17 protein-coding genes are annotated in these 18,827 nt (G+C 70.4%); 14 read left to right on the forward strand and 3 right to left on the reverse strand.

The window, feature by feature from the left end; genetic code table 11:
• The first annotated feature begins 114 nt into the window (after positions 1–114).
• From ACIRA5_RS52790 to ACIRA5_RS52830, 9 genes are all read left to right on the forward strand, one after another.
• The gene (locus tag ACIRA5_RS52790) at positions 115–759 is read left to right on the forward strand and encodes an HAD family hydrolase (RefSeq protein WP_403705632.1); all 645 of its coding nucleotides are present in this window, start codon (positions 115–117) and stop codon (positions 757–759) included.
• 134 nt (positions 760–893) lie between these two features.
• Positions 894–1,616 (forward strand): VC0807 family protein, encoded by a 723-nt coding sequence (locus ACIRA5_RS52795; protein ID WP_403705635.1) that lies wholly within the window; start codon positions 894–896, stop codon positions 1,614–1,616.
• A 60-nt stretch (positions 1,617–1,676) separates the two neighbouring features.
• Positions 1,677–2,951, forward strand: coding sequence for an MFS transporter (locus ACIRA5_RS52800; protein ID WP_403705638.1), 1,275 nt, complete (start codon positions 1,677–1,679; stop codon positions 2,949–2,951).
• On the forward strand, positions 2,902–4,074 hold the full coding sequence (locus ACIRA5_RS52805) for an acetoin utilization protein AcuC (protein ID WP_352046260.1): 1,173 nt from the start codon (positions 2,902–2,904) through the stop codon (positions 4,072–4,074). Before ACIRA5_RS52800 ends, ACIRA5_RS52805 begins: the two co-directional genes overlap by 50 nt.
• A gap of 591 nt (positions 4,075–4,665) precedes the next feature.
• Positions 4,666–5,481, forward strand: a complete 816-nt coding sequence (locus tag ACIRA5_RS52810) for a phosphatase (protein WP_403705660.1) — start codon at positions 4,666–4,668, stop codon at positions 5,479–5,481.
• Positions 5,482–5,610: 129 nt separating this feature from the next.
• The gene (locus ACIRA5_RS52815) at positions 5,611–5,823 is read left to right on the forward strand and encodes a helix-turn-helix domain-containing protein (RefSeq protein WP_004984898.1); all 213 of its coding nucleotides are present in this window, start codon (positions 5,611–5,613) and stop codon (positions 5,821–5,823) included.
• A gap of 165 nt (positions 5,824–5,988) precedes the next feature.
• On the forward strand, positions 5,989–6,087 hold the full coding sequence (locus ACIRA5_RS52820; protein ID WP_003948845.1) for a 30S ribosomal protein bS22: 99 nt from the start codon (positions 5,989–5,991) through the stop codon (positions 6,085–6,087).
• A 405-nt stretch (positions 6,088–6,492) separates the two neighbouring features.
• Complete coding sequence (locus ACIRA5_RS52825; protein ID WP_352046261.1) at positions 6,493–7,554, forward strand: NAD-dependent epimerase/dehydratase family protein; 1,062 nt, start codon at positions 6,493–6,495, stop codon at positions 7,552–7,554.
• A gap of 14 nt (positions 7,555–7,568) precedes the next feature.
• Positions 7,569–8,651: a lysophospholipid acyltransferase family protein gene (locus ACIRA5_RS52830; RefSeq protein WP_403705642.1), complete on the forward strand. Its 1,083-nt coding sequence runs from the start codon at positions 7,569–7,571 to the stop codon at positions 8,649–8,651.
• Between the two features lie 92 nt (positions 8,652–8,743).
• Here ACIRA5_RS52830 and ACIRA5_RS52835 read toward each other — a convergent pair whose 3' ends face one another.
• The 3 genes from ACIRA5_RS52835 to ACIRA5_RS52845 form a co-directional block, all read right to left on the reverse strand.
• On the reverse strand, positions 8,744–9,967 hold the full coding sequence (locus ACIRA5_RS52835; RefSeq protein ID WP_403705644.1) for a DUF5667 domain-containing protein: 1,224 nt from the start codon (positions 9,965–9,967) through the stop codon (positions 8,744–8,746).
• Positions 9,968–10,239: 272 nt separating this feature from the next.
• Complete coding sequence (locus ACIRA5_RS52840) at positions 10,240–11,019, reverse strand: ECF subfamily RNA polymerase sigma factor, BldN family (protein ID WP_054230018.1); 780 nt, start codon at positions 11,017–11,019, stop codon at positions 10,240–10,242.
• 533 nt (positions 11,020–11,552) lie between these two features.
• Complete coding sequence (locus ACIRA5_RS52845; protein WP_403705648.1) at positions 11,553–12,503, reverse strand: HAD family hydrolase; 951 nt, start codon at positions 12,501–12,503, stop codon at positions 11,553–11,555.
• Positions 12,504–12,631: 128 nt separating this feature from the next.
• On the opposite strand from ACIRA5_RS52845, the gene ACIRA5_RS52850 reads away from it, so the two are divergent.
• From ACIRA5_RS52850 to ACIRA5_RS52870, 5 genes are all read left to right on the forward strand, one after another.
• Entirely contained in the window at positions 12,632–12,931 is a 300-nt protein-coding gene (locus tag ACIRA5_RS52850; RefSeq protein ID WP_075033738.1) for a glutaredoxin family protein, read from the forward strand.
• Between the two features lie 377 nt (positions 12,932–13,308).
• A complete protein-coding gene (locus ACIRA5_RS52855; RefSeq protein WP_054228018.1) occupies positions 13,309–14,073 on the forward strand; it encodes a redox-sensing transcriptional repressor Rex in 765 nt (254 codons plus the stop codon).
• The gene (locus ACIRA5_RS52860) at positions 14,070–15,839 is read left to right on the forward strand and encodes a glutamyl-tRNA reductase (RefSeq protein ID WP_403705652.1); all 1,770 of its coding nucleotides are present in this window, start codon (positions 14,070–14,072) and stop codon (positions 15,837–15,839) included. The genes ACIRA5_RS52855 and ACIRA5_RS52860 overlap by 4 nt, the downstream gene beginning before the upstream one ends.
• A complete protein-coding gene (hemC, locus tag ACIRA5_RS52865) occupies positions 15,836–16,897 on the forward strand; it encodes a hydroxymethylbilane synthase (RefSeq protein WP_403705655.1) in 1,062 nt (353 codons plus the stop codon). The genes ACIRA5_RS52860 and hemC overlap by 4 nt, the downstream gene beginning before the upstream one ends.
• The gene (locus tag ACIRA5_RS52870) at positions 16,894–18,615 is read left to right on the forward strand and encodes a uroporphyrinogen-III synthase (protein WP_403705658.1); all 1,722 of its coding nucleotides are present in this window, start codon (positions 16,894–16,896) and stop codon (positions 18,613–18,615) included. The genes hemC and ACIRA5_RS52870 overlap by 4 nt, the downstream gene beginning before the upstream one ends.
• Positions 18,616–18,827: the final 212 nt, after the last annotated feature.

Consider the following 18,827-nt stretch of genomic DNA (forward strand, 5'->3'; position numbering starts at 1 on the left):
TGCAGGGGGGACCCTGTGGGAGAGTAGGACGCCGCCGAACTAATTGTAGGGAGAACCCCCGTACCGGGAAATCGGTACGGGGGTTTTCTGCGTTCGGGGGTCTAATGTTTTGTCATGCGCTATGACTTGGTGATCTTCGACAATGACGGCGTCCTCGTGGACAGTGAGCCGATCTCCAACACGATCCTGGCCGCCTATCTCACCGAACTCGGGCACCCGACCTCGTACGAGGAGTCCATCCGGGACTACATGGGGTCTGCCATGCACCGCATCCACGAGCTCGTCCAGGAGCGGAGTGGGCAGCGGCTGCCGGAGGACTTCGACGACGTCTTTCACGGGCGGGTGTTCGCCGCCTTCGAGCGGGAGCTGCAACCCGTTCCCGGTGCCGTGCAGTTGCTGGAGAAGCTGGCCGCGGACGAGGTCCCGTACTGCGTGGCCTCCTCCGGGAGCCATGAGCGGATCCGGGTGGGGCATCGGAAGACCGGGCTCGACCGATGGTTCGACGAGGGGCGTGTCTTCAGTTCGCAGGATGTGGGGCGGGGCAAGCCGGCCCCCGATCTGTTCCTTTACGCGGCGGAGCGGATGGGGGTGGCGCCGGAGCGGTGTGTCGTCGTGGAGGACAGTCCGCTCGGGGTGCGGGCGGCGAACGCCGCGGGGATGGACGTGTACGGGTTCACGGCGATGACGCCGGCCGCCAAGCTCACCGGTGCCACTCAATTCTTTTCCGAGCTGGGCGAGTTGGCTGACCTGCTCGTATGACGGCACCCATCGCGCGGCACTGACATTTGTCACGCCGAGCTCCGGACGATCGTTTCTGTTGGCGAGTGGGGTCCGACCGCGAAGCTGAGTACATCGGAACGGGACGTACACAGCGACGACGGAGGGACCCGATCATGAGCATCACGGCCATCGAGACCAGCACGGGAGCGACCAGGGTCGAGGCGCCGGCCGCCACGAGCGCCGATGCCGCCGCCAGGCCCAGCTTCCTGCCGCTGATCCTCGACGTGGCGGTGCCCGTCGGGTCGTACTACCTCCTCAAGAACGGGTTCGGCATGAGCACCATGGCGGCCCTCGGCTGGAGCAGTGTGGTGCCGGCGGTGCGGACCGTGTGGGGCGCGCTGAAGGAGCGCAAGGCCAACGCCCTGGCCGGGCTGATCCTGTTCGTCAACGTCGTCGGGCTGGCCCTCAGTCTCGTCGCCGGTGACCCGCGGCTGATGCTGGCCAAGGACAGCGGGGTCAGCAGCGCGATCGGCATCGGCATCCTGGTCTCCGTGAAGCTCGGCAGGCCGATGATGACGGCGGGCATGAAGCCGTTCCTCATCAAGGGCGACGCGGCCAAGAACGCCGCGTGGGACCGGCTGGCGGCCGGCTCCGAGCGGTTCCGGAAGGCCGAGCGGACCTTCTCCCTGGTCTGGGGCGTGGTGCTGCTCGCGGAGTGCGTCGCGAGGGTCGTGGGCGCGTACACCCTGCCGGTCGACACGATGGTCTGGCTGGGCACGGTCGTGATGGTCGGTGCGATCGCGGTGGCCATCCTGGTCAGTGGGCGGCTGGCGGTCGTTCCGATGGAGAAGCTGCTGGAGAACGAGGTCGCCGGGACCATCCAGCCGAAGAGTTGAGCAAAATTCATCTTCGGTGGGATCTACCCACCGGTAAGCCAGGGCCCTACGCTCGCCGCCATGACAGATGTGCTGCGGCGCGGTAGGGCCTCTTTGGCGTTCAGCTTCTTCGCTCAGGGCGCCACCTTCGCTCTGCTCGTGACGCGCATTCCGGCCATCCAGGACCGGTACGGCGTCTCCGACGCGCTGCTGCCCGCGTTCCTGGCCGCCGTGCCGATCCTCGCCGGGGTCGGCAGCGTGACGACCGAGCAGCTGGTGAAGCGAATACGGCCCAGTCGGCTGCTGCGCTGGTCCCAGCCCGTTGTGCTCCTGGCGCTGCTCGGGGTCGGGTCGGGGGACCGGCTGGTCGAACTGGCGGTCGCGCTCGGCGCCTTCGGGCTCGCGGTCGGCGCGCTCGATGCGTCCATGAACATGCTCGGGGTGAGCCTCCAGCGGACGTACGGGCGCAGCATCATGCTCGGTTTCCACGCCACGTACAGCCTGGGCGGGATCGTGGGCGCCTCGCTCGCGTGGGTGGGGGCGCACTGGCATCTCTCGCTCTTCGTGTCCTATCTGCCGGTGGTGCTCGTGCTGCTGCCGGCGGCGTTCGTGGGGAGTCGGTGGTACGTCGACGGGGGCGCCGCCTCTGGTCTTGAGGTCGGGGTCGATGTCGATGCCGATACCGATACCGATGGCGGTGTCGATGCCGTGGCCGGGAAAGGGCAGGGGGAGAGCGGGGCCCTGGTCTTCAGGCTGCTGTTGCCGCTGTGTCTGGTGATGACGTTCGCGTACATCGGGGACTCGACGGTTTCAAACTGGAGTGCGAAGTATCTGCAGGATGTGCTGGGCAGTTCGGAGCAGTTGGCGACCGTTCCCTACAACGTCTACATGGTGATGACGCTGGTGGGACGGGCCGTCGGGGACTTCGGGGTGCGGCGGTTCGGGGCGGTGGCCGTCGTACGGCTGGGGGCGGTCGTGGCGGCGCTGGGGTTCGCGGTGGTGGCGGTGGCGCCGGGGGCGTGGGTCGGGATGCTCGGGTTCACGTTGCTCGGGCTGGGGTTGTGTGTGCTGGTGCCGCAGACGTTCGCGGCGGCCGGACGGTTGTTTCCCGGGGCTTCGGATGCTGCCATCGCACGGCTGAACATCTTCAATTACGTCGGGTTCTTGATCGGTTCGCCGTTGGTGGGGGCGTTGGGCGACGCCTGGAACTACCGGGGCGCCATGCTTGTTCCGATGGTGTTGGTCCTGGCGACCTTGGGGTACGCCCGCTCGTTCGCGCCTGAACCGGACCGATACGGTGACGGACATGAGCGGCCGCGCACAGCTGATGTGGGACGAGGCAGTAACGGGCTATGACTTCGGCCCGGACCATCCGATGGATCCGGTCCGACTGGCGCTGACCCGGCGACTGGTCGGTGCCTTCGGGCTCGACCGGGAGGTGGATGTCGTCGCGGCGAAGCCGGCCGGGGAGTCGACGTTGCGGCTCGTGCATCGTGAGGACTATGTCGAGGCGGTCAAGGCCGCGTCGGTGGATCCGGGGGCCGCGGACGCCTCGTACGGGCTCGGGACCATGGACGATCCCGCCTTCGCGGGAATGCACGAGGTGTCGGCGATGATCGCCGGGCAGTCGGTCGGGGCGGCGGAGGCGGTGTGGCACGGGGACGCGCTGCACGCGGTGAACTTCGCGGGTGGGCTGCACCATGCGATGCCGGGTGGGGCGTCGGGGTTCTGCATCTACAACGACGCCTCGCTCGCGATCGCGCGGCTGCTGGAGCTGGGGGCCGAGCGGGTCGCGTACGTGGATGTCGATGTGCACCACGGGGACGGGGTGCAGACGGCGTTCTGGGAGGACCCCCGGGTTCTGACGATCTCGCTGCACGAGCATCCGCGGACTCTGTTTCCGCAGACCGGGTGGCCGGAGGAGACGGGCGCCTCCTCGGCGGAGGGCTCCGCCGTCAATGTCGCGCTGCCGGCCGGGACCGGGGACGCGGGGTGGCTGCGGGCGTTCCACTCCGTGGTGCCTGAGCTCGTCGCCGAGTTTCGGCCGCAGGTGCTTGTCACCCAGCATGGTGCCGACACCCACTTCGAGGACCCGCTCGCTCATCTCGCCGTCTCGCTCGACGCGCAGCGGGCCGTGCAGGTCGCCTGTCACGACCTGGCGCACGAGTACGCCGACGGGCGGTGGGTCGCGTTGGGCGGGGGCGGGTACGCGGTCGTGGACGTCGTGCCGCGGTCGTGGACGCATCTGGTCGCCGTCGCGGCGGGGCGGCCCATCGATCCCGAGACGGTGATTCCCGAGAGCTGGCGGCAGGAGGTCTTCGCTCGTACGCGGCAGTTGGCGCCCGTGCGGATGACGGACGGGCGGTGGCCCGTGTCCTGGCAGGGGTGGGAGTCCGGGTACGACCCGGCCGACCGCCTCGACCAGGCGATCGTTGCGACGCGCCGCGCGGTGTTCCCCCTACGGGGCCTCCTGCCCTGACCTTTCTTCGCCCCCGCCGCCCCTACCCGACCCATCCCCAGGAGCTCCGCCCCTTCGCCCCCGCCGGGGCTGCGCCCCTGCACCCCCGAGTGCCTGGCGGGGCAGCGCCCCCGCGCCCCCGCCGGGGCTGCGCCCCGGATCCCTGGCGGGGCTGCGCCCCCGCACCCCCGACGGGGCTCCGCCCCCGCACCCCCGGCGGGGCTCCGCCCCCGCACCCCCGGCGGGCTGCGCCCCCGCACCCCCGACGGGCTGCGCCCCCGCACCCCCGACGGGGCTCCGCCCCCGCACCCCCGACGGGGCTCCGCCCCCGCACCCCCGGCGGGGCTCCGCCCCCGCACCCCCGGCGGGGCTGCACCCCCGCACCCCCGACGGGGCTCCGCCCCCGCACCCCCGGCGGGCTGCACCCCCGCACCCCTGACGGGACCCCGCACCCCCGAGCCCCGCCGAGGGCGTGTTCCAGTGGCCCGTCTGGGGCTGCGCCTGGGGGGCTGTCGGGGGATAGGCGGGGGGCAGAGTGTGCATTACGCCAACTGTGGGGCGTTTTCGGGAAATTCGGGGTGAAGGGGGAGCATGTGCGTCAGCATCGCTGTCGTGTTGAGCACCGGAGCATTACGTGCGCACCTGCTGGCGGCCCGGTTGGCCGGGCCCGTTGCCACCTCGCGTGAGGAGAGTCTGCGGAGTTATCGGCTCTTCGCGGCCCGCGATCCCCGGGTACTGCTCGGGCTCGATCCCGAGTGGACGTGGGAGCCGCGAGATCTGATCGAGTTGATGGCCGACAAGTGTGGAGTTTCGGCCGATCCGGCGTACACGAGTGGGCATGATGTGATCGACCCTGAGCGGACTCTGGTCGCGCTCGATTCCTTCGCGGCGCGACTCGAAACGGCGGCCCGCAGGCGCGAGCCGGTACTCCTCGGGACCGGTCACCCGCACCGTCTGCTCGGTTTCTACGCCGCCCTTGCGGACGCCCTGTCGGCGGCGGGATGTACCGTCCTCACCCCCGCGCAGGGTAGCTCTGTCGACATAACGACCCGGTTCGGCCTACGCACGTACAACCTTGACTACGTACAAGGTGTCGCGCTGGTACGCGAACCCCGGGCGCAAGCCCCCGGTGGTGCGACCGGCGCACATACCCACTCACCGCTGCCGGTTCGGACCGTTCTGGCGGCCGCCGCGGAGGGTGGCGGACCGCTCCCGGAGCTCGTCGTCGGGGACCACGGCTGGGTCTGCGGAGCAGGTCAGCTGGGGTTCGAGGCCATGGGTCTTGCCGATACGGACGATCCTGCGCTCTTCGTCGGAGAGGCAGAGGGGCGGGTGTCCGTCGTCGTTCCGCTTGATGACGCTGTGCGGTCTGATTACTACCGACCGCTTACTCGCTATGTACTCAATCGAGCGTGTCTGTCACAGTAGGCGGCCGATGCCATCTCCTCTTCCCCACTCGCATCACCCGCCCCTACATTGGGGAGTGAGCACGCAACGACGAAGAGTCACCGGAAGGGGAAGCCGGTGGCCGTCGAGTGCGGAAGGTTCAGGTGTGTCATGGCTGCAGCTGGCGAGAGGCCTCTGAACGAGGTTCAGTTCCTTACCGTGGCGGAAGTCGCCTCGGTGATGCGAGTGTCGAAGATGACCGTGTACCGCTTGGTGCACAGCGGTCATCTGCCGGCGATCCGGGTGGGGAGGTCCTTCCGGGTGCCGGAGCAAGCGGTTCACGAGTACCTCCGCGAGAGCTATGTGGGGGTGGAGACAGCCTGACGGTTGCTTCGAGGGGTTCCCGAGAGGCCCTTGTGGTCACCTCGGGAATCCACTCGGATCCCCTCGATTACGACCTCAGCGCTCGGACGGGTAGGCTGGCCCCTCATAGGTCGTGTGGGCCCATGCAGCCCAGCACCGAGTAAAGAGAAGTGAGCGAGGGTAGTCGTGGGCTCTGTTATCAAGAAGCGGCGCAAGCGGATGGCCAAGAAGAAGCACCGCAAGCTGCTCAAGCGCACTCGCGTTCAGCGTCGCAACAAGAAGTAAGACCGTGCCCCGCATCGCCGGGGCTCGTCCTTACGCTTGCGCGAGCGCTGCGAACGGCGCGCTCTGTGGCCCCCCACCGGCCGGTGGGGGGCCATAGCCGTTTTCCGGCCAGGCTCTCGGCGTACCGGCCTCCGCCGTCGGGGCGGCTTTCGCCCAGAGCGGGTACTTTCCGTGGGGAGCGGCGCGCGTCTCCTGCACGGGGGCCCTGGAGGGCGATGCTGTGCATACGCCCATGTGCCGTGTGGCTTGGTCTGATCGTATGTTCGTGGCTGTCGTCACTTCGTGCATCGGGTGGTCATCACAGCGCAACATCAACCCGCTAGGTTGGCGGCACACGGGGAACACGGCAGGGTACGAGCAGAGCTACGTCGGCTCACGTCCAGAACGGGAAGAGAGGCGCTGATCTTGGGGAAGGTCGTGCTCGTCACCGGAGTGGCCCGTCAGCTGGGCGGCCGGTTCGTACGACGGATCCAGCGTGACCCTCAGGTGGACCGGGTGATCGCCGTGGACGCGGTGCTGCCCGAGCATCATCTGGGCGAGGCCGAGTTCGTCCAGGCCGACATCCGCCAGCCCACGATCGCCCGCGTGCTCGCCGAGCACTCCGTCGACACGGTCGTCCACATGGACGTGACGGGCATCGCGCTGGGCGGCGGCAGCCGGACGACGGTCAAGGAGACCAACGTCATCGGCACGATGCAGGTGCTGGGCGCCTGCCAGAAGTCCCCGTCGGTCAAGCGGCTCGTCGTGAAGTCCAGTACGAACGTCTACGGATCCGCGCCGCGAGATCCGGCCGTGTTCACCGAGACCACCCCGCCCAAGTCGCTGCCCAGCGGCGGCTTCGCGAAGGACACGGTGGAGGTCGAGGGGTATGTGCGTGGCTTCGCGCGGCGGCGGCCCGACGTCGCCGTGTGTGTGCTGCGGTTCGCGAACATCCTCGGGCCGAGCGCCGACTCGCCGCTCGCCTCGTACTTCGCGCTGCCGGTGCTGCCGACCGTCTTCGGCTACGACCCGCGCCTGCAGTTCGTGCACGAGGACGACGTGATCGAGGTCCTGCGGCTCGCCTCGCACGATCCACAGCGCGGCACGCTCAACAGCGGCACCTTCAACATCGCCGGAGACGGCGTCCTGTTGCTCTCGCAGTGCGCTCGACGCCTGGGCCGCCCCACGGTGCCTCTGCTGCTGCCGGCGCTCAGCTGGGCGGGAACCGCGGTGCGTACCCTGGGCGTGACGGACTTCTCGCCGGAGCAGCTGCGGCTGCTCACCCACGGCAGGGTCGTGTCGACGAACCAGATGCGCGAGACGCTGGGCTACAAACCGAGATACTCGACCGCGGAGACCTTCGCGGACTTCGCACGCAGCCGGGGGCCCGGACTCCTGCCCCCCGAGGCCCTCGCCGGGGCCGTCGACCGGATCGCCGCGCTGCGTTACGTGGGCGGCGGCCACCCCCCGACACTGAGCGCCAACTGAGGAGCGCATCGACGATGGCGGACGCCAAGGTCATTCCGTTCGACGACGACCGGTCGCGCGGGGGTGCTGTGCAGCGCCCGCCGCGGCGGCGGGCCGCGGGGAGCCGGCGCAAGGGCGATCCCGTGGTGGTACGTGAGGTCCAGCCCCTGCCCGGCCGGACCTTCCCGCAGGATGATGTTCCTGTGACGCGTGAGGAACAGCCGCCTCAGCCGTCGACGCCGGACAACGCGCCGTCGACATCACAGGCGCGGGTGAGCGGCGGGCTGGAACGGCGTGTCGCCGGTGGCCTCGCCTTTCTGCGCCGGCGCCTCACCGGTGACTACGAGATCGACGACTTCGGGTACGACCAGGAGCTCACCGAGCAGGTCCTGATGTCCCTGATCCGGCCGCTGTACGAGAAGTACTTCCGGGTCGAGGTGAAGGGCATCGAGAACATCCCGACCGACGGCGGCGCGCTGATCGTCGCCAACCACTCGGGCACCCTCCCGCTGGACGGCCTGATGATGCAGGTCGCCGTCCACGACAACCACCCCGAGAGCCGCCATCTGCGCCTTCTCGCGGCCGACTTGGTCTTCATGCTGCCGGTGGTCAACGAGCTGGCCCGCAAGGCCGGGCACACCCTGGCGTGCGCCGAGGACGCCGAACGGCTCCTGGAGCGCGGCGAGCTGGTCGGTGTGATGCCGGAGGGTTTCAAGGGCATCGGCAAGCCGTTCGGCGAGCGCTACAAGCTTCAGCGCTTCGGCCGGGGCGGGTTCGTGTCGACGGCTCTGCGGCAGGGCGCCCCGATCATTCCGTGCTCGATCGTCGGCGCGGAGGAGATCTACCCGATGATCGGCAACGCGAAGACGTTGGCGCGGCTGCTGGGTTTCCCGTACTTCCCGATCACGCCGACCTTCCCGTGGCTGGGTCCGCTGGGTGCCGTCCCGCTTCCCACGAAGTGGACGATCCAGTTCGGCGAGCCGATCCCCACGGACGGCTATCCGCCGGAGGCCGCCGAGGACCCCATGCTGATGTTCAACCTGACGGACCAGGTCAGGGAGCAGATCCAGCACACGCTGTACAAGCTGCTGGTGCAGCGCCGGTCGGTCTTCTTCTGACGGATGTTCCGCCGGACATTCCGTCGGCGATGGACGTACGTGGCTGGGGGCGCCCTTCCTGAGAAGGGCGCCCCCAGCTACGTAGCGCGGAATTACCTGCTGTCCTCGCTGTCGATGCCCAGGCCCGGCAGGAGACCGGGCAGCAGCGGGGGCAGGGTGACGTCCGGCGCGCCGCTCGTCGGGCTGGACTTGCCGGCCGACGGGGACGAGCTGGTGGTGTCCTTGGGCGGGTCCAGGAGACCGCCCGTGGTGCCGCCGAGCAGGCCCTCGCCGGTGCTGCTGGAGCTGGACGGATTCGGCTTGCCGCTGCTGTGGCTGCCGGTGGTGGAGCCGCTGCTGGCGCTGGGCGCCGGACGGCCCGTACCGGACGACGAGCCGGGGGCGTCCGAACTGGCACCCCGGTGACGGCCCGTGCCCTCCTTCGCCGGAGCTCCCGGGAGCAGCGGGTCGACCTCTTCGTCTATGGCGGCGAACACCGACGAGACCTGCTGACTGACGTCGCCGAGCTGGACGGGCAGCCGGTCGCGCAGTGCGCCCCAGGCCTCGCGGTGCGACTGGGCGAAGGCGGACAGGGCCTGGATGGGGCCCAGTGAACCGTCCCGCTCGTATGCCTCGTACAGCAGGCGGTGGCCCTCGGAGGCGTCGTGCTGCATGCCCGACAGGGCGCGGCGGATCTCGCCCAGGGACTCGTGGTCGAGGTCGCCCGAGCGGCCGCGCTCCATCAGCCGGCGTGCCTCGCTCAGGCGTGTGGACGCCTGGTCGAGGTAGAGCTCGCCGCGGTCGCTGTCGCCGTGGGCCAGGCCGAGTTTGATGTCCTCCATGCCTCGTTTGAGCCCGTAGAGCGAGTCGCCGGGCAGGGCGTCGGAGCTGGCGGCTGCCACGCCGCCGAAGGCTCCCGCGGCCACGCCCACGGTGAGCCCGCCCGCGGCCAGGCCCTTGGACAAACGCGAACGCGGTCGCAGCTTCCCCAATCCGGTCGCCCGGTGTGCGCCCCGTGCCCGGTGCGAGCGCTGCTCGGGCACGGAACGGTCCGGGCCTTCGCCCCCCGCGGCGGTGCCTTCCAGCAGCATGGCCTCCATCGCTGCCACGAGCTGTGCTCGCTGCACGACCTTGACCTCGGGGTCCAGCTCCGGTTTGGGCAGCTCGCCGAGACCGGTGGCGAGGGCCAACAGCAGGCCCTGCTCGGTCTGTTCCGACGCAGCCTGGGACGGTGCCGATCCATCGGGCTGCTCGGCCGCCGTGCCCTGGTCGGACTGCTCCTCCAGGGCCTGGGCGAAGGCGTTCGCCCGCCGGTGTGCCGATACGTTCGCGATCACTGGCGGCACCTCCTCTCGTCAAGACGGTCGACTCCCCAGGGGGTCCTGAGGGTTGCACGCCCCGAGCGCATCCACACGATCGAGTGATCGGCGATGGCCGGGTCGTGACCACAGGGAGCCTGTATCCCGCACAACGAGCGTCGCGGCACTTGGGTTACGGACGACGGATGATCGGACCGTGAAGTCAACGGACTTTCACGGAAGGTGAGTTGAGCGTCGCTGAGTGTGTGGGATCGCGGGGGCGTTCGTACGGGCCGGTGTTCGTACGGGTTTCAGCGGGCGTCGTCCGGGAGGAGCCGTGCCAGGGTGCGGACGGCTCGGTACTGGAGGGTTTTGATCGCGCCCTCGTTCTTGCCCATCACCCGGGCGGTCTCGGCGACCGAGAGCCCTTGCAGGAAGCGCAGGGTGACGCACTCCTGCTGCTGGGGGTTGAGCCGTCGTACGGCGTCGAGCAGGGCCGCGTTCGACAGTGACTCCAGGACGGAGTCCTCGGGGCTTCGCTCGACCTCGTTCGCGTCGAGCATTTCGCCGGTGGTCACTTCGAGTCGGAATCGGCTCGATTTGAAGTGGTCCGCGACCAGGTTGCGGGCGATGGTGACCAGCCAGGCGCCGAAGTCGCGGCCCTGCCAGGTGAACGTTCCGATGCGGCGCAGGGCGCGCAGGAACGTCTCACTGGTGAGGTCCTCGGCGGTCGCCTTGCCGCCGACGCGGTAGTAGATGTAGCGGTACACGGTGTCGCTGTACTGGTCGTAGAGGCGGCCGAAGGCGTCGGCCTCGCCGGCCTGGGCGCGCTCGACCAGATCCATCATCCGGGCGCTGTCGCTGTCTGCGGCCGGGCGGCGTGCGGTGGGCGTGGCGGCCGAGCCCGAGCGGCCTCGTCTGCCGACCGCCGCGCTGCCCTCGGCCAGGGCGTAGCAAGGGCCGAGGGGCGCGGGGACGGCGGCGAGGGCGGGGACGGCGTACGCGGTGGGGACGAAGCCGCGCAAGCGGTCCAGGACCGTTGCGCGCAGCGTAGCCAGGCCCGAGGCGTCAACCCCGACGTGTGAGTACACGGGACTCCCAGAGGCAGAGCTTCCATCACGTGCAGTGCGGGACCATTCACCCGTCGTAGCGACGGAGGGGTACCGGTTTGCGTCTGAGGAGAATAACGCTTCGTACAGGCAGCGCTACACCGAGTTGCTCAAATCATCGATTACGTCGCTTCTGTAACCGATTGACGCCTGATCAAGTGCCGGACAGTGACCGGTTGTTGATCGGATGGGTTCGGGTTCCGTCTGGGTGCGGGGCGTGTTGTGGCCGTGTGGGGGGTGGCGTGACTGGGTGCGGGGTCACGGGGGTAGGACAGGGGATTGGCCGGCTTCCGGTGGGGTGTCCTGGGCTGCTTTTCTCGCCCCCGCCGCCCCTGCCCGTCCCATCCCTGGGGGCTGCGCCCCCAGAGCCCCGGGTGGGCTTGTTGGCCGCGGGTGGGTGGGGGCTTGGCGCGCAGTTCCCCGCGCCCCTGGGGGCGGGGCTGCGCCCCAGCCCCCACCGGCCGACGGCCGAAGAGCGTCGGGCGGGCGGGGGAGCCGGGGCGTCGCCGCGGGAGTCAGCGGCGGCGGCGGTGGAGGGCGATGGCGGCGGCTGTGCCGCCGGCCACGGCGCCGACTCCGGCCGCGGCGGGGATGCCGACCTTCGCGGCCTTGCGGGCCGTGCGGTAGTCGCGCAGACGCCACTCGAACGTACGAGCGTGCTTGCGGAGTTTCGTGTCCGGGTTGATCGCGTAGGGGTGGCCGACCAGCGACAGCATGGGGATGTCGTTGTGGGAGTCGCTGTAGGCGGCGCAGCGGGACAGGTCCAGGCCCTCGGCGGTGGCCAGCGCGCGGACCGCCTCCGCCTTCGCCGGGCCGTGCAGGGGCTCGCCCACCAGCTTGCCCGTGTAGACGCCGTCCACCGACTCCGCGACCGTGCCCAGCGCACCGGTCAGGCCCAGCCGGCGGGCGATCACCGTGGCGATCTCCACGGGGGCCGCCGTGACCAGCCAGACCTTCTGGCCCGCGTCCAGGTGGGCCTGGGCGAGGGCGCGCGTACCGGGCCAGATGCGCTCGGCCATGTACTCGTCGTAGATCTCCTCGCCGATCGACATCAGCTCCGCGACCCGGTGGCCCTTGACGATCGAGAGTGCCGAGTCGCGGGCGTCCTGCATGTGTTCCGGGTCCTCGACGCCGGCCAGCCTGAACCATGCCTGCTGCCAGGCGAATCGGGCGAGGTCGCGGGTCTCGAAGAACTTCCGTTTGTACAGGCCCCGGCCGAAGTGGAAGAGGGCGGCGCCTTGCATCACGGTGTTGTCGAGGTCGAAGAAGGCCGCGGCCTTCTCGTCGCCGAGGACCGGGAACTCCGGTTCCTGGTCGGGCGCGTCGGCGTCGGGCGCGGCGTCGTGGGCTAGTTCCTCCAGTTCCTGGGAGGACTTGCGCGCTGCCTCCGCCGAGGCCTCGCCTGCCAACACGCTCCGCGCGGTGGCGGAGCGCCTACGGGGAGTGAGCCATCCGAGAGCGGCCATGTCGTGAGCATAGCCAGTTTGTTCGGAGCTTCCGGAGTCGAGAGGATGCGAGGCTGTGAACTCTCCGCGACCGAGCCGTTAAAGAAGTCGTCCGACCGGCATCTCCGGGCCGCGCGGGTGACGGGAGAATGACCCGTATGAGTTCCATGTTCCGGCGCGGTGGGCGCCGTACGACGCAGAAGGCACCCTCGGAGCGGCTGGTCACGCTCATCAGGAAGCCTGGTTGTCATCTGTGTGATGACGCACAAGAAGTGGTGGAGAAGGTGTGTGGGGATCTCGGGGTCCCCTGGGAGCACAAGGACATCACCGAGGATGAAGAGCTTCACCGTGCCTACTGGGAGCAGATCCCCGTGGTGCTGGTGGACGGGGCGCAGCACACCTTCTGGCGTGTGGACGAGGCGCGGCTGCGCAAAGCCCTCGCTCCGTAGCGGCCCGGTGTGGCGCGGCCATGGAGGGCAGGGCGCGGCGTGGCGTTCCGTCCGGATTGTGCCGTGATCGGGTCCGGACCCCGTCCTGACCGGTGAGTCCAACGGGTCCGGAAAGTCGCCTAGGATCGACGGCGATTGGTCTCGGGGGCGGGATTCGTTGAGGAGAGTGTGCGGTTTTGCCCCCTTCAGGAGCGGAACGAAGTGGTGCGCGCGCCGGTTCCATACCGGTGCGCCGGGAGTGCGTGACCCCCGTCACGTTGCCCGGGCAAATCGGACACCATCTTTGTGCACGCGTTCACAAAGACATAGCCTGCATTCGACGGGGCGGTCTAGGTACGTGTGACCGCCTGCAGCCCCGCGCTACCCGCAGGAGCACCGTGGCAACTGGCCGAACTCACCGACCGGCGACCCGCAGCCGAGGGATTCCCGAGGCCACCGTCGCCCGGCTTCCGCTGTACCTCCGAGCCCTCACCGCACTGTCGGAGCGCTCGGTACCCACGGTCTCCTCCGAGGAGCTCGCGGCCGCGGCGGGGGTCAACTCCGCGAAGCTGCGCAAGGACTTCTCCTACCTCGGCTCCTACGGGACGCGTGGTGTGGGGTACGACGTCGAGTATCTCGTGTACCAGATCTCCCGTGAGCTGGGTCTGACCCAGGACTGGCCGGTAGTGATCGTCGGTATCGGTAACCTCGGCGCCGCGCTGGCCAACTACGGCGGGTTCGCCTCCCGTGGTTTCCGGGTCGCCGCGCTGATCGACGCCGATCCGGAGATGGCCGGAAAGCAGGTCGCCGGGATCGCCGTGCAGCACAGCGACGGCCTCGAGAAGATCATCGACGAGAACGGCGTCTCCATCGGCGTCATCACCACCCCTCCGGGCGTGGCCCAGCAGGTCTGCGACCGCCTGGTCGCCGCCGGAGTCACCTCCATCCTCAACTTCGCGCCGACCGTCCTGTCCGTCCCGGACGGCGTCGACGTGCGCAAGGTCGACCTCTCCATCGAGCTGCAGATCCTCGCCTTCCACGAGCAGCGCAAGGCCGGCGAGGAGGCCGAGGCCCAGGCCGGTGCCGCCGCCGTGGCCCAGGCCGCCCAGGAGGACAACGGCAAAGGTCCTGACGGGGACGTCCCCGCCGTGATGCCGGCATGAGTCTCCTCGTCGTCGGGCTGAGCCACCGCAGCGCCCCGGTCAGCGTCCTGGAGCGGGCCACGCTGAACACGGACGCCCAGATCAAGCTGCTGCAGGACACGGTCGCCGCCGAACCGGCCGCCGAGGCCACACTGCTCGCCACCTGCAACCGCATTGAGCTGTACGCCGACGTGGACAAGTTCCACGCGGGCGTCGCCGAGCTGTCCACGCTGCTCGCCCAGCACAGCGGTGTCGGCCTCGACGAGCTCACCCCCCACCTCTACGTGCACTACGAGGACCGGGCCGTCCACCACCTCTTCTCGGTGGCCTGCGGGCTCGACTCGATGGTCGTGGGCGAGGGCCAGATCCTCGGCCAGATCAAGGACGCGCTCGCCACCGCGCAGGAGCTGCACACCGCGGGCCGGCTGCTGAACGACCTGTTCCAGCAGTCGCTGCGGGTCGGCAAGCGCGCGCACTCCGAGACCGGCATCGACCGCGCCGGGCAGTCCCTCGTCACCTTCGGCCTCCAGCAGCTGTCGGCCGGCGCTGCCGTCGACGCCTGGGCCAAGGGCAAGAAGGCCCTCGTCATCGGCGCGGGCTCGATGTCCTCGCTGGCCGCGGCGACGCTCGCGCGCGCCGGAGTCTGCGAGATCGTCATCGCCAACCGCACGCCGGAACGCTCGGAGCGGCTCGCCCAGATCCTCAACGAGAACGAGGGCGGCGACACGGACGTGCTGGCCCGCGCGGTACCGATGGATTCGGTGCCGGTCGAGCTGACACGTGCCGACATCGCCATCTCGTGCACCGGCGCCACCGGGCTCGTCCTGACGGCCGAGTCGGTCGTGGCGGCCGTGGAGGGACGTACGGGAGAGTCCGTGGCCGCGGCCGAGCCGGCGGCGAAGCCCGCCGTGCGCGGTGCAGGCTCCGCTCGCACGGCGTCGTCCGCGGTCGTGGGCGACCCGGCGCAGCTCGCTCCCACCAGCGTCGGCAGCGACGACGACTGTCCGCTCGACCTGTCCGCCGTGCAGGGCACGGCCGGCTTCTCCGTGCTCGGCGAGGCCGCCGTCGCCGGAATGGCCGCCGCCGAGCTGGAGCAGCACGCGGCCTGGGTGGACAAGGGCGATGTCGCGGCCCGTGCCCCGCGCGGGGCGGCCGTACTCGACCCGGAGGCCGACGCCGACGCCATCGCCGCGCTCGTCCTGGCCGTCGCCACCGTCGGCCGGGTGCCCGAGCGCCGCAGGCCCGAGCCGGTCGCCGAGGCCCCCCGGCCCGCACCCGTGCTCGCGCTGCTCGACCTCGCCATGCCCCGTGACATCGACGCGGCCGTGCACCGTCTGCTCGGCGTGCGGCTCGTCGACATCGAGTCGCTGGCCGAGGCGTCCGCGGACGCGCCGATGGCGGCGGACGTGGACCAGGTGCGGAGGATCGTTTCCGACGAGGTGGCCGCCTTCAGCGCCGCCCAGCGGGCCGCCCACATCACCCCCACCGTCGTGGCGCTGCGCACCATGGCCGCCGACCTCGTCGCGAGTGAGATCGCGCGGCTCGACGGGCGGCTGCCGGACCTCGACGACAAGGAGCGGGGCGAGATCACGCAGACCGTGCGGCGTGTCGTCGACAAGCTGCTGCACGCGCCGACCGTACGGGTCAAGCAACTCGCCGCCGAACCCGGTGGAGCCGGGTACGCGGACGCGCTGCGAACCCTGTTCGACCTGGACCCCGAGACGGTCGCCTCCGTCTCGCGGGCCGAGAACAACAACGAGAACGCCAAGAACCGAGGGCGAGCATGAGTGAGCCACGTGAGCCACGTGCGCCGCAGGGGCAGACTGGAGCGCCCCAAGGGCGACCAGATGAGAAGGCGGCACTGAGGCTGGGGACCAGGCGCAGCAAGCTCGCCATGGCCCAGTCCGGGCTGGTGGCGCAGGCCGTGAGCCAGGTGACCGGCAGGCCCGTCGAGCTCGTGGAGATCACGACGTACGGCGACACCTCCCGTGAGCACCTCGCCCAGATCGGCGGCACGGGCGTCTTCGTCACCGCGCTGCGCGAGGCGCTGCTGCTCGGCGAGATCGACTTCGCCGTGCACTCCCTGAAGGACCTGCCGACCGGGCAGCCCGACGAGCTCGCGCTGGCCGCCGTGCCGCTGCGCGAGGACCCGCGCGACGTGCTCGTCGCCCGCGACGGGCTGCGCTTCGAGGAGCTTCCGGACGGCGCGCGCGTCGGCACCGGTTCGCCCCGCCGGATGGCCCAGCTGAACGCGTACGCCCGTAACCACGGGATGACGATCGAGACGGTCCCGATCCGTGGGAACGTCGACACGCGGATCGGATACGTACGCAGCGGTGAGCTCGACGCCGTCGTGCTCGCCGCAGCCGGGCTGGGCCGCCTCGGCCGGATCGAGGACGTGACGGACTTCCTGTCCGTCGACACCGTTTTGCCCGCCCCCGGCCAGGGGGCACTGGCGATCGAGTGTGCCGCGGACAACGCGGATCTCGTCGCCGCGCTCGGCGAACTCGACGACCCGTTCACCCGGGTCGCCGTGACCGCCGAGCGGTCCCTGCTCGCCGCCCTGGAGGCCGGCTGCAGCGCACCCGTGGGTGCTCTCGCCGACCTTCCCCAAGCTCTCGACTTCGCTCGAGCAGGGGAGACCCCATTGGCCGACGGGCAGATTGTCAAGGAGATGCGCCTGCGCGGCGTCGTCGGCACGACCGACGGCACGACGCTGGTGCAGCTGTCCACCACCGGTCCCGTGCCCGAGACACATGACCAAGCAATGGCGCTCGGCCGTGAACTCGCCGCCGAGATGCTTGCCAAGGGCGCGGCCGGTCTGATGGGGGAGCGAGCACATTGAGCCCCACCAACCTTCCCGCCGGTCCCGAACACGGGCACGTCACCTTCCTCGGTGCCGGACCCGGAGATCCGGGACTACTGACACTGCGCGCCGTCGAGGCGCTGGCGAACGCGGATGTTCTCGTCGCCGAGTACGAGGTACTCGACATGGTCCGCGTCCATGCCAGACAAGGCGTCGCCGTACTGAGTACGAATGCGGACGGGGGGACGCCTTTGGGCACGTCTTCCCGTACGTATCCGGGCACAGGCACGCCTCAACTAGCGGTTGTTGACGCCGTGTCAACGACCGCTGGTGACCCCGCGTTGAGGGACGCTGCCAATCTTGTCATGGAGGCCGCGCGGGGCGGCAAGCGGGTCGTGCGTGCGGTGTCCGGTGACCCCGGGCTCGACACGTACGCCGCCGAGGAGATGCTGGCCTGCGCCGCCGCGGGCGTGCCGTTCGAGGTCGTGCCGGGTGTCGCCGCGGCCGTGGGCGTGCCCGCGTACGCCGGTGTGCCGCTGCGCGACGCGCAGGGTGCCGACGTGCGGTTCGTCGACGGGCGTACGGCGTCCGACCGGTGCTGGGCCGAGGTCGGGGCGTCGGACGGGACGGTCGTCGTCTCGTCGACCCTGGACTCCGTGGCCGCCGCCGCGGGCGAGCTGGTCGCGGCGGGTCGCAAGCCGGACACGCCGATGACGGTGACGATCGCCGGTACGACGACGCGTCAGCGGACCTGGTCGGCCACGCTCGGGACGATCGCCCAGACCCTGAAGCAGGCGAAGGTGCTGCCGTCCCCGGACGGTGGGCGCCCGGTGATAGCCGTGGTCGGTGAGCGTTCCGCCGCGGCTCAGCGTGAGCAGCTCTCGTGGTTCGAGTCCAAGCCGCTGTTCGGCTGGAAGGTGCTCGTCCCGCGGACGAAGGAGCAGGCGGCCTCGCTCTCCGACCAACTGCGGTCCTACGGAGCCGTGCCGCACGAGGTGCCGACGATCGCCGTCGAGCCGCCGCGGACGCCGCAGCAGATGGAGCGCGCGGTCAAGGGCCTGGTGACGGGCCGCTACGAGTGGATCGCCTTCACCTCCGTGAACGCGGTCAAGGCCGTGCGGGAGAAGTTCGAGGAGTACGGGCTCGACGCGCGGGCCTTCGCCGGGATCAAGGTCGCGGCGGTGGGCGAGCAGACGACGAAGGCACTGGTCGCCTTCGGCGTGAAGCCGGATCTGGTGCCGAGCGGTGAGCAGTCGGCCGCGGGTCTTCTGGAGGACTGGCCGCCGTACGACCCGGTGTTCGACCCGATCGACCGGGTGTTCCTGCCGCGGGCCGACATCGCCACCGAGACGCTGGTCGCGGGGCTCATCGACCTGGGCTGGGAGGTCGACGACGTCACGGCCTACCGGACCGTACGGGCCTCGCCGCCGCCGGCGGACACGCGGGAGGCGATCAAGGGAGGCGGTTTCGACGCCGTGCTCTTCACGTCGTCCTCGACCGTACGCAATCTCGTGGGCATCGCGGGCAAGCCGCACAACGTGACGGTGATCGCCTGTATCGGTCCGGCCACCGCCAAGACGGCGGAGGAACACGGGCTGCGGGTCGATGTCATGGCTCCGGAGCCGTCCGTGCACAAGCTGGCCGAGGCGTTGGCGGACTTCGGTCTGCGGCGCCGGGCTGCCGCCGCGGAGGCGGGGGATCCGGTCACTCGGCCGAGCGAGCGGAGGCCGGGGGCGCGGAGGCGTCGTACGACGTAGGCGTGCGTAGGCGTGCGTAGGGGGTATGGGGGCTCCGCCCCTCATACCCCCGTTTTTTTCGGCTGCGAGTGAGTGGGGGCTGGTCGCGGGGCCCCCCCCCCCCCGGGGCCCGGGGGGCGCCCCCCCCGCCCCGCCCCCCCCCCCCCCGCCCGCGGGCGGGCCCCCCCCCCGCCCCGCGTCGGGGACGGGGGGGGCGGGGCGGGGGGGGGGGA

Origin of the sequence: Streptomyces sp. NPDC096311 (assembly GCF_044763085.1) — a bacterium.
Lineage (GTDB): Bacteria > Actinomycetota > Actinomycetes > Streptomycetales > Streptomycetaceae > Streptomyces.

Coding starts and splice junctions, on each gene's coding strand:
- ACIRA5_RS52845 (WP_403705648.1), bottom strand. CDS start 12,503: ATGGCCGCTCTCGGATGGCTCACTCCCCGTAGGCGCTCCGCCACCGCG.
- ACIRA5_RS52815 (WP_004984898.1), top strand. CDS start 5,611: ATGGCTGCAGCTGGCGAGAGGCCTCTGAACGAGGTTCAGTTCCTTACC.
- ACIRA5_RS52805 (WP_352046260.1), top strand. CDS start 2,902: ATGAGCGGCCGCGCACAGCTGATGTGGGACGAGGCAGTAACGGGCTAT.
- ACIRA5_RS52850 (WP_075033738.1), top strand. CDS start 12,632: ATGACCCGTATGAGTTCCATGTTCCGGCGCGGTGGGCGCCGTACGACG.
- ACIRA5_RS52795 (WP_403705635.1), top strand. CDS start 894: ATGAGCATCACGGCCATCGAGACCAGCACGGGAGCGACCAGGGTCGAG.
- ACIRA5_RS52830 (WP_403705642.1), top strand. CDS start 7,569: ATGGCGGACGCCAAGGTCATTCCGTTCGACGACGACCGGTCGCGCGGG.
- hemC (WP_403705655.1), top strand. CDS start 15,836: ATGAGTGAGCCACGTGAGCCACGTGCGCCGCAGGGGCAGACTGGAGCG.
- ACIRA5_RS52790 (WP_403705632.1), top strand. CDS start 115: ATGCGCTATGACTTGGTGATCTTCGACAATGACGGCGTCCTCGTGGAC.
- ACIRA5_RS52860 (WP_403705652.1), top strand. CDS start 14,070: ATGAGTCTCCTCGTCGTCGGGCTGAGCCACCGCAGCGCCCCGGTCAGC.
- ACIRA5_RS52800 (WP_403705638.1), top strand. CDS start 1,677: ATGACAGATGTGCTGCGGCGCGGTAGGGCCTCTTTGGCGTTCAGCTTC.